The sequence below is a fragment of the Saccharothrix sp. genome (assembly GCF_031180885.1).
Lineage (GTDB): Bacteria > Actinomycetota > Actinomycetes > Mycobacteriales > Pseudonocardiaceae > Actinosynnema.
Map to the genome: position 1 here is coordinate 53,503 of NZ_JAPSLK010000039.1, position 16,094 is coordinate 69,596.

At 70.3% G+C, this 16,094-nt stretch carries 17 protein-coding genes; 3 read left to right on the forward strand and 14 right to left on the reverse strand.

Annotated features, from left to right (window positions below; genetic code table 11):
* Window positions 1-149: 149 nt before the first annotated feature.
* The 8 genes from RIN75_RS31455 to RIN75_RS31490 all read right to left on the reverse strand — a co-directional run bounded on the left by RIN75_RS31455 (window position 150) and on the right by RIN75_RS31490 (window position 6,960).
* The gene (locus RIN75_RS31455; protein WP_309115679.1) at window positions 150-665 is read right to left on the reverse strand and encodes a hypothetical protein; all 516 of its coding nucleotides are present in this window, start codon (window positions 663-665) and stop codon (window positions 150-152) included.
* Window positions 662-2,110 carry a DUF58 domain-containing protein gene (locus tag RIN75_RS31460; protein ID WP_309115680.1) on the reverse strand — a complete coding sequence of 483 codons (1,449 nt, stop codon included), beginning with the start codon at window positions 2,108-2,110 and terminating at the stop codon, window positions 662-664. The genes RIN75_RS31455 and RIN75_RS31460 overlap by 4 nt, the downstream gene beginning before the upstream one ends.
* On the reverse strand, window positions 2,107-3,066 hold the full coding sequence (locus RIN75_RS31465) for a MoxR family ATPase (protein ID WP_309115681.1): 960 nt from the start codon (window positions 3,064-3,066) through the stop codon (window positions 2,107-2,109). The genes RIN75_RS31460 and RIN75_RS31465 overlap by 4 nt, the downstream gene beginning before the upstream one ends.
* Window positions 3,063-3,551 carry a hypothetical protein gene (locus RIN75_RS31470; RefSeq protein ID WP_309115682.1) on the reverse strand — a complete coding sequence of 163 codons (489 nt, stop codon included), beginning with the start codon at window positions 3,549-3,551 and terminating at the stop codon, window positions 3,063-3,065. Before RIN75_RS31470 ends, RIN75_RS31465 begins: the two co-directional genes overlap by 4 nt.
* Window positions 3,548-4,207, reverse strand: coding sequence for a DUF4129 domain-containing protein (locus RIN75_RS31475; RefSeq protein ID WP_309115683.1), 660 nt, complete (start codon window positions 4,205-4,207; stop codon window positions 3,548-3,550). Before RIN75_RS31475 ends, RIN75_RS31470 begins: the two co-directional genes overlap by 4 nt.
* A gap of 40 nt (window positions 4,208-4,247) precedes the next feature.
* A complete protein-coding gene (locus tag RIN75_RS31480; protein WP_309115684.1) occupies window positions 4,248-5,087 on the reverse strand; it encodes a hypothetical protein in 840 nt (279 codons plus the stop codon).
* Window positions 5,084-6,160: a type IV toxin-antitoxin system AbiEi family antitoxin gene (locus RIN75_RS31485; RefSeq protein WP_309115685.1), complete on the reverse strand. Its 1,077-nt coding sequence runs from the start codon at window positions 6,158-6,160 to the stop codon at window positions 5,084-5,086. Before RIN75_RS31485 ends, RIN75_RS31480 begins: the two co-directional genes overlap by 4 nt.
* Window positions 6,161-6,261: 101 nt before the next feature.
* A complete protein-coding gene (locus RIN75_RS31490; RefSeq protein WP_309115686.1) occupies window positions 6,262-6,960 on the reverse strand; it encodes a uracil-DNA glycosylase in 699 nt (232 codons plus the stop codon).
* 30 nt (window positions 6,961-6,990) lie between these two features.
* Here RIN75_RS31490 and RIN75_RS31495 point away from each other — a divergent pair, with 30 nt between their 5' ends.
* Window positions 6,991-8,481, forward strand: coding sequence for a peptidase S10 (locus tag RIN75_RS31495; RefSeq protein ID WP_309115687.1), 1,491 nt, complete (start codon window positions 6,991-6,993; stop codon window positions 8,479-8,481).
* A 296-nt stretch (window positions 8,482-8,777) separates the two neighbouring features.
* Here RIN75_RS31495 and RIN75_RS31500 read toward each other — a convergent pair whose 3' ends face one another.
* The 5 genes from RIN75_RS31500 to RIN75_RS31520 all read right to left on the reverse strand — a co-directional run bounded on the left by RIN75_RS31500 (window position 8,778) and on the right by RIN75_RS31520 (window position 14,290).
* Window positions 8,778-9,770 carry a dipeptide ABC transporter ATP-binding protein gene (locus tag RIN75_RS31500; RefSeq protein ID WP_309115688.1) on the reverse strand — a complete coding sequence of 331 codons (993 nt, stop codon included), beginning with the start codon at window positions 9,768-9,770 and terminating at the stop codon, window positions 8,778-8,780.
* Window positions 9,763-10,743: an ABC transporter ATP-binding protein gene (locus RIN75_RS31505; RefSeq protein ID WP_309115689.1), complete on the reverse strand. Its 981-nt coding sequence runs from the start codon at window positions 10,741-10,743 to the stop codon at window positions 9,763-9,765. The genes RIN75_RS31500 and RIN75_RS31505 overlap by 8 nt, the downstream gene beginning before the upstream one ends.
* A gap of 9 nt (window positions 10,744-10,752) precedes the next feature.
* On the reverse strand, window positions 10,753-11,652 hold the full coding sequence (locus tag RIN75_RS31510) for an ABC transporter permease (RefSeq protein WP_309115690.1): 900 nt from the start codon (window positions 11,650-11,652) through the stop codon (window positions 10,753-10,755).
* Complete coding sequence (locus RIN75_RS31515; RefSeq protein ID WP_309115691.1) at window positions 11,645-12,568, reverse strand: ABC transporter permease; 924 nt, start codon at window positions 12,566-12,568, stop codon at window positions 11,645-11,647. The genes RIN75_RS31510 and RIN75_RS31515 overlap by 8 nt, the downstream gene beginning before the upstream one ends.
* 99 nt (window positions 12,569-12,667) lie before the next feature.
* Complete coding sequence (locus RIN75_RS31520) at window positions 12,668-14,290, reverse strand: ABC transporter substrate-binding protein (protein WP_309115692.1); 1,623 nt, start codon at window positions 14,288-14,290, stop codon at window positions 12,668-12,670.
* 249 nt (window positions 14,291-14,539) lie between these two features.
* Here RIN75_RS31520 and RIN75_RS31525 point away from each other — a divergent pair, with 249 nt between their 5' ends.
* Window positions 14,540-14,665 (forward strand): hypothetical protein, encoded by a 126-nt coding sequence (locus tag RIN75_RS31525; RefSeq protein ID WP_309115693.1) that lies wholly within the window; start codon window positions 14,540-14,542, stop codon window positions 14,663-14,665.
* A gap of 34 nt (window positions 14,666-14,699) precedes the next feature.
* Here RIN75_RS31525 and RIN75_RS31530 read toward each other — a convergent pair whose 3' ends face one another.
* On the reverse strand, window positions 14,700-15,650 hold the full coding sequence (locus RIN75_RS31530; RefSeq protein WP_309115694.1) for a Ppx/GppA phosphatase family protein: 951 nt from the start codon (window positions 15,648-15,650) through the stop codon (window positions 14,700-14,702).
* Window positions 15,651-15,725: 75 nt separating this feature from the next.
* On the opposite strand from RIN75_RS31530, the gene RIN75_RS31535 reads away from it, so the two are divergent.
* Window positions 15,726-16,094 (forward strand): hypothetical protein (locus RIN75_RS31535; RefSeq protein ID WP_309115695.1); only part of this gene is annotated, 369 nt, incomplete at its 3' end.

The window sequence follows — 16,094 nt, forward strand, 5'->3', positions numbered from 1 at the left end:
CGGGTCGTCAGGCCCCGTTGTGACCACGGTCGCCGGGTGATGAGCGACACTTGGCGCGCTGACCAGCGGCGGTGCCCCCGCCAAGGGCGAACCTGCTGAGAGGAACGATCCAGAAGCTCAGCTTCCGCTGAGTGGTCGAGACGCTTCTCTCAGCTCCGCCGGCGCATCAGGACCACCGCGCCGAGCACCAGACCGGCCGCGCACGCCAGTCCGATCACCTCAACGGCGGCGTCCGTCCGGCCGCCCGGCAAAAGGAGCACGACACCCGCCAAAGCGAGTACACCGGCCTGCACCGCGACGTACCGCAGTGCCGCCGGGCGCAGTGCGGACGGGTGAATTCGGCTCCGGGTGGGTACGAGCGCTGCGTAAGCGCACAGCACGTGCAGCAAATGGACCAGCGCGACGAGCACGAGCACGCCGGGCCGCACCGGTTCGCCGCCGAGCACCACCAACGCGACCGGTGGATAGGCGACGAGGAGCGCGGCGGCGGCCGACGCGGGAATGGCGGCGGCCACGGCGGTCAGGCCGACGTACAACACCAGTGGAGTAATCGTCACCCCTTCGGCGTAAAGCACGCCGGCGGCGGCCAGGCCGACCACTCCGACGGCCGCGCGGAACAGCCATCCGGGCCAGCCGCGGCGCAATTCGACCGTTCCCGGATTCACCGCCGCACCCCCGGTCGAGCCGCTTCCCGCAGGACCGTCGAGATCGCGGCGCCACGCGGGTCCCAGGTCACCACCGCCACCCCGTGCCGGCGCATGGCCTCCATCCGAACCTCGTGCTCCAGTTGCAGCACGCGCAGCGCGGCGGCCCCCCAGGGCGTCTCGCGGTCCGGTTTCAGGTCCGACGGCAGCACGTCCACCGCCAGCACCACGTGACCGCGCCGCGCCGCGTGCACCGACAGCTCCGCGACGTCCGCGTCCAGGAAGGGCGACAACACGACCACCAGCGCCCCGTGCGGCAACTGCTCGCGCCGCAGCACGGGCCGTTGCGCCCACCCCGCCGACCGCGCGCACACCACGAGCTGGTTGCGCAGCCGCAACAACTGCCGCCGACCGGCGCCCGGCCGCACCGACAACTCGGGTCGCCCCAGGTCCACCAGGCCCACCCGGTCGCCCTGCCGCAGGTACCCGGCCGCCAGCGACGCCGCCGCCCGCACCGCCAGGTCGAGGCTCCCGCCGTCCCGGGTGGTCGCGTCTTGAGTCGCCACCGACCACGAGCCGACGTCCTGGTCGACGTCGAACCGGGTGTCCAGGGCCAGCACGACGTCCGCGTCCGCCTCCGCGTGGTGCTCCCGGACGTGCAGCGCGCCCGCCCGCAGCGACACCCGCCAGTCGACGCGGCGCAGCCGATCACCCGGCTGGAAGGCGCGGATGTCCCGCAGTTCCACCGAATCCCCCGGCCGCCGCGCCCGGTGCGCGCCGACCAGACCGCGGGCGCGGGCGGGCAGCAGCCCGGCGGGCAGCCGGTGGACCGGCGGCAGGATCACCCGGCCCCGTTCGGCGGCGGTCACCGGACCGAACACCAGCAGCCCGTCCGGACCGGCCACCAGGTGGTCCGGGCGCAGGTCCACGCCCTCACCCCAGGAGTCGCGGCGCAGCACCACCTCGACCGACCGGGTGGTGGCGGGCAGCAGGTGCACCGGACCGGGCCCGGGCTCGTCCACCGGCAGCCGGATCGCGATCACCTCGGCCCCGTCGCCCGCGTCCACCTCGACCAGCGACTTCGCCGCCCCGACCGTGTTGGACGGCTCGCCTCCGGCTCGCGGCTCGGCCGCCCGAAAGTCGGCTCGTCGCGCCGCGTTTCCCGCCGATCGAAAAGCGTGATCGTCGGGAAAGGCGACGCGACGAGCCGACGGTGGCCTCGCACCCGTCCGGGACAGTCCGCGCACCGTCACGACCGGTTTCCCGCCGACCTTGGTGACCAGCGCGATCAACGTGGACACCAGCAGCGGCGCGCCGAACAGCACCAGCTCGACCCGGTGGATCAACCCGCCGACGACGACCAGCCCGACCCCGAGGGCCGCGCCGCGCACCAGGGCGTCCGTGGGGTGCCAGTGCGACCCGCGCCCGCCGGACAGGGCTTCCTTGATGCGCTGCCCGCGGTTCATGACCGGCTGCTCGCCGGTCCGGGGACGTGGCCGAGCAGTTCGGTGACGACCTCGACGCCGGTCACGCCGGACGTCCACGTCTCGGGCCGCAGCGTGAGCCGGTGCGCCAACGCCGGGACCGCGCACTCCTTGATGTCCTCGGGCAGCACGAAATCCCGCCCGTCGAGCACCGCCAGCGCCCGGCCGACCAGCACCAGCGCCTGCGCACCACGTGGTGACGCCCCGACCTCGACGGCCGAGTGCGCGCGGGTGGCGGCGGCCAGGTCCACGCAGTAGCGCAGGACGTCCTCGTCCACGGTGATCCGCTCGACGCCCTGCTGGAGTTCCAGCAGCCGGTCGGTGTCCAGCACGGGTTCGACCTCGGTCTCCTCGCGCTGCCGGGCCAGGCGGCGGCGCAGCACCTCGACCTCCTCCTCCGGCGGCGGGTAGCCGATGTCCAGGCGGAGCAGGAACCGGTCGAGCTGCGCCTCGGGCAGCGGGTAGGTGCCCTCGTACTCGACGGGGTTCGCGGTGGCCAGGACGTGGAAGGGGCGCGGCAGCGGGAACGTCCGGCCCTCGACCGTGACCTGGCGTTCCTGCATGGCTTCCAGCAGTGCCGACTGGGTCTTGGGCGGCGTGCGGTTGATCTCGTCGGCCAGCAGCAGGCCGGTGAACACCGGACCGGCGCGGAAGTGGAAGTCGCGCTCGCCCGGGTCGTAGAGGAAGGAGCCGGTGACGTCGGCGGGCAGCAGGTCGGGGGTGCACTGGAGGCGCTTGAAGTCCAGGCGCAGGGCCTGCGCGAGCGACCGGGCCATCAGGGTCTTGCCCAGGCCGGGGACGTCCTCCAGCAGGACGTGGCCACCGGCCAGGACCGCGGCCAGCGCTAGCCGCAGCGACCGCTGCCGGCCGACGACGACGGTGCCGACGGCGTCGAGGACCGACTTGGCCTCGATGCCGATGCGGGTCGCTGAGGTCACAGGTTCTCCAACAGCTCGGCGAGCCTGGTGGGCTCGGGGAGGGTGGCCGCCGGGTCGGTCACCAGGCGGTGCAGTTCGGGGCCGAGCAGCGCGCGGGCGCGCGGGTCGGCGAGGTCGTGGACGCCGTGCCGCCGGCGGAGGCGTGCCTCGACCAGGCGGCGGAGGCGGGGTTGGACGCGCACGGTGAACCGGTCGTGGTCGATGGCGGCCTCGGCGAGCCGGCTCGCCAGGGTGCTGGCGTGCCCGGAGGTCGCGGTGGAGAACAGGGAGGGCGGCGCGGCCCACACGATGTCGGTGGCGCGGGGCAGTCGGGCGGCCAGCACCCCGAGCGCGACCACGGGGACGGCGACCACCACCGTCCAGTGCAGCGGCGCGCCCACGCGGACGAGCGTGAACGCCGTCGCCACCCCGACCACGACCCCGATGCCGACGGCCGCGCCCATGCCCAGCAGCGGGCGCATCGGTTCGGGGTCTTCGGCGGTCACGCCCGGCTCCCGTCGAGGTCGCGCACGATGTGCTCCAACGCTTCCCGCGCGGTCCGGGCGTCGTCCTCGGTGACCTCGGCGGTGCCGAACCGCGCCCTCTGGTAGACCCGCCGCAGCTTTCCGGTGGCCGCTTCGTCCACGGCGTACCGGGCGAGGAGGGAGCCGGTGAACTCGGTCGGCGTCTGGTGCGCCAACCGCCCCACCCCGCTGTCCGCCGCCGCCTGCTCCAACCGCAACCAGGCGACCACCACCGCGTCGCGCGGCGGCCCTCCGGCCCGCCGAGCCAGGTCCTCCAACGCCTCCCGCGCTCCGCGCACCAACAGCTCCGGCGCCTTCACGTACCCGTCGTCGCCTGTCTCGCCCGTCGGTGTGCCCCCTCGCCGCCGCCGTTTGCGCGGCAGCCGGACCATGGTGAGAAGTCCGGCGAGGACGATCAACACCATCAGGACCAGCACGAGCACGACAAGCGCCAACGACCCACCGGCCACCGAGCCGGGGTCGACGTCGGCAACGTCCTCGGCAGGCGGCTTGGTGATCACCGGCCCGTCCTGCTCGCCGCGCTCGGCGTACGGCACCGGCGACGCTCCGCGCGCGGCGAGCGCGACGACAACCAGCGCCAACCCCACGAGGAGCGCAAGGACGACCCGGGGTCTCATGACACGAGGATGCCCGCCGAACTGCCCGAACGCCCGTCCTTTAGGCCAAGATCCCGACGAACCGGTCGTCCCCCGACCCGTCGAGGCCCAGGCCGTCCAGCACTTCCTCCACCAGCGCGACCGTGGACGCCTTGATCACCTCGGGATCTTCGAAGCCCGCTTCGGCCGTCGCGGCGAGCGAGGGAAGGAGTCCGTCGGGGTTGGTGCCGTGCGCGCGCAAGGCGTCCACGGCGATCCGTGTCGCATCGGCGGACAACTCGTTGGCGAGCAGCCGGTCCAAGGTCACCGCGAGAGCGATCGGGTCGGCCACCCGGAGCAGGCGCAGGATGTCCAAGCCGTCCTTGGGTTTGAGCCGCTTCGGGTTCGGCAGCCGTTCGCTGATCTTGACCATCTTCGAGACGATCAGCGCCGCCGGGCCTGCCACCCGGACGTCGAACGACCTCGTGTCGTCCTGGGCCAGGGCGTCGATCCGGCGGGTGTCGTTGTCCACGATCGCCGCCTCGAGGCCTTGCGTCCGGCGGAAGAACCGGCCGTGCCCCGGCACTTCGGTCGATCGGCGGCCGTGTCCCGTGCTGAGGGCTTCGGGCACCATCAGGTCGACCGCGACCTGCCCGCGCCCCAGCCAGGTGCCCGGCTGCCCGCCCGGCACGAACCCGGCGCTCTCCATGGCCGAGGCGATGAGCGGTTCGTCCGCCACCAGGCCGGGCGCGACCACCAGGTCGGCGTCCGTGGTCGTCGGCGCGGTCGCGAGGTCGGCGCTCCCGCTGTGGAGGTAGACGGCTTGTGCGCCCACCAGCACCACGGCCTGGAGGTGGGGCCCGAGGGCCTGCAAGGCGTCCAGCAGGACCGCTCGCGCTGCCACGTACTCGGGTGGGGTCATGCGGCCCAACCCTCTTCAGCAGCAGCGAGTACACCCATCAACTGCTCCGCCTCCTCCGTCGACCTCCCTGATCCGGTCAGCAGATCCGCCACCACCTGTGCGGGAGGAGCACACCGCCGGCCGTTAACCGTTCGGGCGCGTTCTGCCACGACGTCGTCGTAGGGCCGGATGACGAACACGTTGGCCCCGCGCTCCACTCGCTTGAGCCGGAGCCGATCCATCAGGCCGATCGGGTCGGCTGTGTAGACGCTCAACGAAACCAGCGGGGACACCGGCGTCACCCCTGCGGGCAAGTACGCCCGTGCGGCGGCCGACCCGGTGAGCACGGCCGGCACATCGACATCGGGAAGTGCCTTCAAGGCGTGGTCGATCCCACGGGGATCGATCGCCGCGATGACCTCGTTGGATTTCATCACCTGGTAGTCGGCGGCCCATCGGGTCACCAGCGCCCGCTTGCGCACCGCGACGACCGCTCCGTCCGCGCCGCGCCGGATCGTGGCCTCCCGGTCGAGCAGGTCGAGCACCCGTGAACTGCTCGACGCGCTCACGCCCGCCAGCGTCGCCACTTCGCGCACGCCCACCGGTGTCCGCGACTCGCAGAGGGCCAGCACGACTCGCGCTGCCGCGGCGCCTCGCAGCGTCTTGAGGAGTCGTTCTTCCGGATCTCTCAGGGCACTCCGGTTCGCACCGACGCGGTCGATGAACACCGCAGGTCGTTCCACGGCGAGCCGGAGGTTGCCGGTGGGGTCGAACCACCCCATGCCGTGTCTCTCCAACTCCGCACGGACCGTGGGCGACACGAACGGCGCCACCAGCACCGCACCTCGCGCGTCACCGCCTTGGAACGCGGCCACTTGGGCGGCGACCCGTGCCACGTCCTTCGGCAAGATCTGCCGCTTCGACTCGACCAGCACCGTCGCCGAGGAACCGCTCGGGTCGCGGAGGGTCAGTTCCGCATCAGCCTCGATGGCGCGCCCACCCACGTCGCGGCGGGGTTCGAGCCGGACCTCGACCCCCCAACTCGGCGGGAGAACGGCCCGGACGGCCTCCGTGGCGGAAGCGATCAGCTCCACCTCGGTTGTTCCACCTTTTAGGGGGTTCCGCGACACGTGGAACAGTATGTTTTCTGGAACACCCCCTGTCCACCTGCAAAGACCACTCGATCAAGCGATCTTCACAGTCCCGCCGCGTGGGCCGCTCGGCGCAAGACGTCCTCCAGCATCGACGGGGTCAGGCGGCCGGTGAAGGTGTTGTGGGGGCTCACGTGGTAGCTGCCGAAAAGCTCCAAATCCGGCCCGTCGTCCTGCGCCGGCAGGGTCACCTGGACGCCGTGACCGAAGACCGGCCGCGGCCGGGGGACCTGCCAGCAGGACGCCAGCACGGGGAGCAACGCCTGCCAGCCGAAGCCGCCCAGGACCACCACCGCGCGCAGGGTCGGCCGCAGCAACTCCAACTCCGCGATCAGCCACGGCCGGCAGTTGTCGCGTTCCTCGGCGGTCGGCTTGTTCTCCGGTGGGGCGCACTTCACCGGGGCGGTGATGCGGGTGCCGTACAGCTCCAGGCCGTCGCCGCGCCGCACGGACGTCGGCTGGGACGCCAACCCCACCGCGTGCAGGGCCGCGTACAGGAAGTCACCCGACGGGTCGCCGGTGAACATCCGCCCGGTCCGGTTGCCGCCGTGCGCGGCCGGCGCCAGCCCCACCAGCGCCAACCGGGCGTTCGGAGGACCGAACCCGGGCACCGGCCGCGCCCAGTACTCCTCGTCGGCGAACGCGGCCCGCTTGACCCGCCCCACTTCCTCGCGCCACGCCACCAGCCGGGGACACGCGCGGCACGTGACCACCCGCTCGTCCAGCTCGGAAAGGCTGCGCATCGACCCGTGCCCCAACCGTAGAGTTCGACCATGACCGACAAGGACACCGAGGACGGCAAGCCCCCGGTGACGGGGAACGGCGACGCGGGGAAGGACACCCCGACCGACGACCTCGTCACCACCCAGCACAGCATCACCGTCAAGCGGCGCAAGTTGAACTACACCGCGACCACCGGTCGGGTGGTGCTGCGCCAGGAGGTGCACACCGACGGCAAGTTCGACGGCCACGTGGCCAAGGCCGAGGTCTTCCTCACCGCCTACACCCTCGACGGCGCCGACCCGGCCAAGCGCCCGGTGACGTTCGCGTTCAACGGCGGCCCCGGCTCCTCCAGCGTGTGGCTGCACCTGGGCCTGCTCGGACCGCGCCGCGTGGTGTCCGGCGACGTGGGCGAGCTGGTGCCCCCGCCGTACGAGTTGGTCGACAACCCGGAGACCCTGCTCGCGCACAGCGACCTGGTCTTCATCGACCCGGTCTCCACGGGCTACTCGCGCGCGGTGAAGGGCGAGAAGCCGGGCGACTTCCACGGGTTCCAGGGCGACGTGGAGTCGGTGGGCGAGGTGATCCGGCTGTGGACCTCGCGCCACGGCCGCTGGCTGTCCCCGAAGTTCCTGGCCGGCGAGTCCTACGGCACGACCCGCGCGGCGGCCCTCGCCGACCACCTCCAGACCCGCTACGGCATGTACCTCAACGGCCTGGTCCTCATCTCGTCGGTGCTGGACTTCGCCACCCTGGACTTCAGCGAGGGCAACGACCTGCCCCACACGCTGTTCATGCCGACCTACGCCGCCATCGCCCACTACCACGGCCTGCACGGCGACCGCCCGCTCGACGAAGTCCTGGCCGAGGCCGAAGACTTCGCCTCCCGCGACTACCCGTGGGCCTTGGCCCGGGGCCACCGCCTGACCGACGAGGAACGAGCCGCGGCCGTCGCCAAACTCGCCTCCCTCACCGGTCTCTCCGAGGACTACGTGGACCGCGTGGACCTGCGCCTGGAACACGTCCGCTTCTTCACCGAACTCCTGCGCTCCCAACGCCGCGTCGTGGGCCGCCTGGACTCCCGCTTCTCCGGCCCGGACACCGACTACGGCCGCGAACTGTTCAGCGAGGACCCGTCCTACTCGGCGATCCTCGGCCCGTACACCGCCGCCCTGAACCACTACCTGCGCGCGGACCTGAACTACGAGAACGACCTGCCGTACGAGATCATCTCCCGGACCGTGCACCCGTGGTCCTTCAAGGAGTTCGAGGCGAGGCACGTCACGGTCGCGGACAAACTGGCCTCAGCCATGCGCGCCAACCCGGACCTGAAGGTGCACATCGCCTACGGCCACTACGACGGCGCAACCCCCTACTACGCTTCAGAACACGTGGTGGCACACCTGAAGGTCCCGCGCGAACTCCTGGACAACATCGAGCACGCCTACTACCCGGCGGGCCACATGATGTACGTCCACGAGCCGAGCCGCATCCAGCAGTCCAAGGACCTGGCGACCTTCGTCCAAACCGCCTCCAACCGCTAACCCAAGCCGCACCCACCACCTCCGCGCCGCAGGCGCAGCTGTTGCTCGGGCTTGCCAAGCCACAGGAAGGGCCTCGGTTCGTCCCTCGTACGGCCTGGGCGCAGCCCAACCGCGCTTCGCTCCTCTTCGCAACCACGCTTCACCGGTTGCGAAGAGGAGCGAAGGGTGGTTGCCTCCGGCAGGCCGTACGGGTGACGAACCGACGCCCTTCCACCCCCCGGGGGCCTGCCGCGCGGCGAGCGCCGCTTGTAGCTTTTGATTCTTCAAGCTTTTGATCTTGAGAGCGCGCCGGCGCGTTACGGCACCACAGAACGTTCCTCCGCGAAGTGGCAAGCGCTCGGATGCCCGCCCCGCTCAACCAACGCAGGCTCCTCCGTCGCACACACGTCCTGCGCCTTCCAGCACCGCGTCCGGAACCGGCACCCCGAAGGCGGGTCGATCGGCGAAGGCACGTCGCCGGTCAACCGGATCACGTCCCGCCGCCCCCGCAACGCCGGGTCCGCCACCGGCACCGCCGACAACAACGCCTGCGTGTACGGATGAGTGGGATGGTTGTAGATCTCCTCCTCCGTGCCGATCTCCACGATCTTCCCCAGGTACATCACCGCCACCCGGTCCGACAGGTGCCGCACCACCGAAAGATCATGCGCGATGAACACGTACGCCAGCCCGAACTCGGACTGCAGCTCCCCCAACAGGTTCATCACCTGCGCTTGAATCGAAACGTCCAAAGCGGACACCGGCTCGTCGCACACGATCACCTTGGGCCGCAACGCCAACGCCCGCGCGATCCCGATCCGCTGCCGCTGACCGCCCGAGAACTGGTGCGGGTACCGGTTGATGTGCTCCGGGTTCAACCCCACCACGTCCAGCAGCTCCCGCACCCGCCCCGCCCACGACCCCTTCGGCGCGACCTCCGGGTGGATCTCGAACGGCTCACCGACGATGTCCCCCACGGTCATGCGGGGGTTCAGCGAGGTGTACGGGTCCTGCAACACGATCTGCATGTCCCGCCGCAGCCGCTTCAACTCCGCGCCCCGCAACGAGAACATCGGCCGCCCCTCGAAAAACGCCTCCCCCGACGTGGGCGGCTCCAGCAGCATCAGCACCTGGGCCAGCGTCGACTTGCCGCACCCGGATTCGCCGACCACCCCCAACGTCTCGCCCGCTCCCAGCGTGAACGAGACCCCGTCCACCGCCCGAACCCAGCCGATGGTCTGCTTGAACAGCACACCGCGCTTCACCGGGAAGTGCTTGACCAGGTCCCGGACCTCCAGCAGGTCAGCCACGGACGACCTCCTCCGCGAAGTGGCACGCGCTGGTCCGCCCCAACCCCAACCTGACCTGGTCCGGAACAAGGTCCGCGCACACGTCCTCCGCCCGCGGACACCGCGGGTGGAACGGACACCCCGCCGGAATCCGCAACAAGCTCGGCGGCAACCCCTTGATCGTCTCCAACGCCGTACCCTTCGAATCGATCCGGGGCAACGACCGCATCAACGCCGCCGTGTACGGGTGCCCGGGCGAGCGGAACAACGACAGCGCGTCGGCGTGCTCCACGATCCGCCCCGCGTACATGACGACGATCCGGTCCGCGACCTCCGCCACCACGCCCAGGTCGTGCGTGATCAGGATCAGCCCCATGTGCCGCTCGCGCTGGATCTCCGCCAACAGGTCCATGATCTGGGCCTGCACAGTGACGTCCAAAGCAGTAGTGGGTTCGTCCGCGATCAGCACTTCCGGGTCCAGCGCCAACGACATCGCGATCATCGCGCGCTGCCGCATCCCGCCGGAGAACTGGTGCGGGTACTCGCGAACCCGTTGCTTCGCATGGGGAATCCGCACCAGATCAAGCAATTCGATCGCCCGCGCCCGCGCGTCGGCCCGGCTCATCCCGCGCCGCAACCTCAGCTGCTCCTCGATCTGGAACCCGACCGTGAACACCGGGTTCAGCGCGGACAGGGCGTCCTGGAAGATCATCGCGATGCCCTCGGCCCGCACCTCCCGCCGCCGCTCCTCCGACGCCGTCAGCAAGTCTTCCCCGTGGAACCGCACCGCCCCCTTGGTCACGAAGGCCGGCGGTGAGTCGAGGATGCCCATCACCGCCTGCGCGGTCACCGACTTGCCCGACCCCGATTCCCCCAGCACGGCAAGGGTTTCCCCGGCGTCGACGTGGTAGCCGACCCCGTTGAGGACCCGGGCCACGCCGTCCCGCGTGCGGAACTCGACGTGCAGGTCCTCGACCTCCAGCAAAGCCGTCACGAGCGCCTCCTAGCGCAGCTTCGGGTCGAGGGCTTCGCGCACGGCGTCGCCCAGCATCACGAACGCGAGCACGGTCGCGGTCAGGAACCCCGCCGGGAACAGCAGGGCGTGCGGCGCGACGCGCAGGTAGTCCTTGGCGCTGTTGATCATCACGCCCCACGACACCACCGGCTGCCGCAACCCGATGCCCAGGTACGACAGGGTCGCCTCGGCGCCGATGAACGCGCCCAGCGCGATCGTCGAGTACACCAGCACCGGCGCGACGCAGTTGGGCAGCATGTGCTTGCCGATGATCCGCCGCGGCTGCGCGCCCAGCGCCCGCGCCGCCTTCACGTAGTCCTGCTGCTTGGCCGCGATCGCCGTGGACCGCATGATCCGCATCGCCACCGGCCACGACAGCACCGCGATGGACAGCACCACCTGCGCCACGATCCGCACCGGACCGGCGTCCCCGCCCGCGTTGAGCGTGGTCAGGATGACGATCGCGCCGAGCACGAACGGCACGCCCACGAAGATGTCCGCGACCCGCGACACCACCGCGTCCAGCCACCCGCCGTAGAACCCGGCCAGGATGCCGATCGTCGCACCGGTCAGCACCACACCGATCGTCGACAGCACCCCGACCACGATCGACGCCCGCGCGCCGTGGATGACCCGCGTGTAGATGTCGTAGCCCTGGTTGTCGTACCCGAACCAGGCCTCGGCCGACGGTGGCTGGCGACTGCGCGAGAGCTGCGCCAGCCCGGGGTCGCCGGAGGTGAACAGCGTCGGCACCGCCGCCATCAGCACCACCAGCAGGATCATCGACACCGACACCCAGAACAGCGGCCTGCGCCGCAACTCGTGCCAGGCGTCGCCGAACAGCCCGCGCGGCCGGTCCGCCGCGAGCACCGCCATCTGGTCAGTCATAACGGATCCTCGGGTCCAGCACCGCGTACAGGAGGTCGACCAGCAGGGTCATCAGCAGGTACACCAGCACCAGGACGGTGACGACGCCGGTCACCATCGCGCCGTCCTTGGTCAGGATCGAGCGGAACACCAGCCCGCCCACGCCGGGCACGTTGAAGATGCCCTCGGTGACGATCGCACCGCCCAGGAACACGCCCAGGTCGGTGCCGAGGAACGTGATCACCGGGATCAGCGAGTTGCGCAGCATGTGCACACCCACCACCCGCTTCTGCGGCAACCCCTTGGCCAGCGCGGTCCGCACGTAGTCCGCGCGCTTGTTCTCCGCGATGCCGGTCCGGGAAAGCCTTGCCACGTAAGCCATCGACAGCGACGCGAGGACGAAGCCGGGCACGATCAGGTTGCCGATCGTGGGCGAGGTGACGGTGGGCGAGATCAGCCCGAGCTGGAGCCCGAACACCAGCTGCACCACGTACCCGGTGACGAACACCGGGATGGAGATCAGGAACAGCGTGGACACCAGGACCAGGCTGTCCAGGAACCCCCGGTTCCGCAGGCCGCTCACCACGCCCGCGGTGATCCCGATGACGGCCTCGATCAGCAGCGCGACCAGCGCGAGCTTCAACGTGACCGGGAACGTGGCGGCGATCCGCTCCCCGACGCTCAGGCCCGCCGAGGTGAGGCCGAAATCGCCTTGGAGCAGGTTGCCCAGGTACTTGCCGTACTGGACGACCAGCGGGTCGTCGAGGTTGAACTTGTCGCGCATGGCGGAGACGTAGGACTCCGGGCAGTCCCGCTCACCGCACTTGCCCTCGAACGGGTCACCCGGAACGGCCCACACCAGCGCGTAGATCAGGAAGGTGGTCCCGATGAACACCGGGACCATTTGAAGAAGTCGACGCAAGACATAGCGGCCCATGTCACGAGCCCCTTCGGGTTCCGACCCGCCCGGCGGGGGCGGGTCTTCGCGGCGGAAGGGCCGGCCCGCTCTGGCGGGCCGGCCCCGCTCAGGGAGGCGTCAGCCGACGACTTCCACGCTGTCCAGGTCGAGCTTGCGGAACGGGTGCAGGTTGGCCACCTTGAGCCGGTTGGACTTGCCCGCGATGGTGTTCTGCGTCCACAGCGGGATGACCGGCATGTCCGGGGCCATGATCCGCTCGGCCTCCAGGTACAGCTTGATCGCCTGGTCCTCGCTGGGCGCCTTGTCCGCCTCGGCCAGCTTCGCGTCGAACGCCGGGTTGCTGTACAGGCCGTCGTTGGACGAGGAACCGGTGCGGTACAACGGGGTCAGCCAGTTCTCGATGGACGGGTAGTCCGCGATCCAGCCGGCCCGGTACATGCCCGTCATCTCGTGCGCGTTCACCTTCTGCCGGAACTCGCCGAAGCTGGTCGACGGCACGAACCGCGCCTCGACGCCGAGCGTGTTCTTGATGCTGTTCGCGACCGCCTCGGCCCACTCCTGGTGCCCGCCGTCGGTGTTGGACAGCAGCACGATCTCGCCGGTGTAGCCGGACTTGGCGAAGGACTCCTTGGCCTTCTGCGGGTTGAACGTGCAGTACTCGCCGCACTGGCCCTTCTGGTAGCCCTTCATCAGCGGGTGCACCCAGCCGTCGGCCGGTTTCCGGGTGCCCTCGAAGATCCGCTGGGTGATCTCCTCGCGGTTGATGGCCATGGAGATCGCGCGGCGCAGGTCCACGTTGTCGTAGGGCTTGAGGTAGAACGGGAACGCGATGGCCTGCATGTTCAGCGTCTCGCGCTGCACCACCCGGTCACCGAGGTCCGTCTCGTACTTCTGGCCCGCGAGCGCGTTGGGCGGCAGTTCCTCCATGAAGTCCAGGTTGTTCGCGACGAGGTCCGCGTAGGCCGACTCGCGGCTCTGGTAGACCTTCAGCGTCAGGTCCTTGAACTTGGGCTTGTCGCCCTTGAAGTCGTCGAAGCGGGTCAGCTTGATGTCCGTGCCGACGTTGCGGGAGACGAACTTGAACGGGCCGTTGCCGATCGGCTTGGCCTCGAAAGCCTTCTGGTCCTTGAAGAACGCCTCCGGCAGCGGCGCGAAGACCTCGTAGCCGATGGTCACCGGGAACACGGAGAACGCCTCGGACAGCGTGATGGTGAACGTGTGGTCGTCGACGACCTTGAGGCCGGACATCTTGTCGGTGGCGGGTTTCGGCGCTTCCTGCGGGCCGTCCGGGCCGTCCGGGTCCTTCGGGTGGACCTCGGCGTAGCCCTCGATCTGGGAGAAGAAGCTGGCGCCCTGGGTGGCGTTGGGGCCGTAGGCGGTCCAGTTCCAGGCGTCCACGTAGCTCTTGGCGGTGACCGGGCTGCCGTCGTGGAACGTCCAGCCCTTCTTGATGGTGACGGTGAACAGCTTGGAGTCTTCGGTCTCGATCTTCTCGGCCATCGCGTTGACCGGCTGCGCGTCCTCGGCGCGGTACTCCACCAGCCCGGTGAACAGGGCGTCGATCACCCGACTGCCGCCGGCCTCGGTGGTGTTCCCGGGCACCAGCGGGTTCTCGGGGTCGGTGTTGAAGATCGTGATGCCGGCGTCGGTGTTCGTGCCTGTCTGGGTCTGCGCGGCCCCGCAGCCCGCCGCAGCCAGCACAGCCGCGAGGGCTAAGGGGACCAAACGTGCACTAGACATGCGTCCTCCCACCTGTTCGGGGGTAACCGAGCAGAGTCGACCGCTTCCACAGCGTGTGGGAGGACGCTATTAGGACTGTGTGTCAGGCCACATGGGTGAAGTGATCACAACCTCGTCACGAACAATCCCATTTGACGGAGGAATGGGGTATGAAGATCGGTTCGCCCGGACAGGCCACGCCGTCCGGACTGGACCATTCGAGTTGCGATCGCCGATCGGGTGTACCCGACCGCACGGCATGCTCCACGCATGGCGGAGGACGACGCGGCGGACGAGTTGCTCGCGCGGGAGGCCGAAGCGGTCCTGGCCGGAGGCGGCCCGACCGCGACCATGGCCGAGTTGCTCGCCGATCTGTTCGCCGAACGCGCCGAGTGAGCCGCACTTCCCGGTCATCGCCGCGAAGGCCGGATCAGGTGAGCGAGAACGCGATCCCGTCGAGGATGTCGTGCTCGCTCGCCACCAGCTCCGTGATCCCTTGCGCCGCAAGGTGATCAGCGATCGTCCGCACCACCAGCGCGCCGCCGACGATCACGTCGACCCGACCCGGGTGCATGGGACCAAGAGCCGCGCGCTCGTCGTGGGTCATGGTCAGCAGCCGGGCCGTCACCTCGCGGACCTGGTCGATCGACAGCCGGGACAGGTGGATCTGCTCGGAGTCGTAGACCGGCAGGTTCTTGGCCAGCGCCACCAGGGTCGTCACCGTCCCCGCGACACCGATCCACGTGTTCGCCTTCGCCGTCGGCACCGCGGCGAACGCCTCGCCCAGCACGTCCGACGCCACCGCCACCGCCTGCTCGACCTGAGCCGCCGTGGGCGGGTCGTCGTGGAGGCAGCGCTCGGTCAAGCGGACGCACCCGATGTCGACCGAGCGGGCGGCCTCCACGTCGCCCTTCACGCCGTCCCAGGAGCCCAGGACCAGTTCCGTGGACCCACCGCCGACGTCGGCCACCAGGAACGGCCCGTCCGCGGGCTCCAGGTCCGCCACGGCCCCGGTGAACGACAGCCGCGCCTCCTCGTCGCCGGAGATCACCTCGGCCTCGACGCCGAGCACCTCGCGGGTCATGCCGAAGAACTCGTCGCGGTTCGCGGCGTCGCGGGTGGCCGACGTGGCCACCATCCGGACCCGCTCGGTGCCCTTGCGGCGCAGGATGTTGGTGTAGTCGACCAGGGCGGCGCGGGTGCGGGCCAGGGCTTCGGCGTTGAGCACGCCGGTCGCGTCCACGCCGGCGCCGAGGCGCACCACGCGCATCTCGCGGTGCACGTCCCGCAGCCACCGCGAACCGTCGTCCGCCGCGGTCACGTCCGCCACCAGCAGGCGGATCGAGTTCGTCCCGCAGTCGATCGCGGCCACCCGCGCCATGCCGTCGCCTCCCCGAAGTCCACCGACCACTCCGGGACCCAAGCTACAGCGGCCGCGCCGGCTTACGCGGACGGCATGCTCGAGGACGTCGACATCGGCGTCGACTCCTCCGACGACCGGACCGAGCTGGACGAGGACTCGGCCGAGCTGGGGCTGGTCTGCTCCACCGACGAGCTGGACCGCGGCGTCGACGAATCGGAGGTCGCCTGCGGCGAGCTGGACTGGGCCGAACTGGTCTGCGCCGAACTGGTCTGGGACGAGCTGGACTGGGCCGAGCTGGTCTGCGGCGAACTGGTCTGCGGCGAACTGGTCTGCGGCGAACTGGTCTGGGACGAACTGGTCTGGGACGAACTGGTCTGGGACGAACTGGTCTGGGACGAACTGGTCTGGGACGAACTGGTCTGGGGCGCCGAGGACTCCGACGTCGTCGACTGGGTCGTGGAC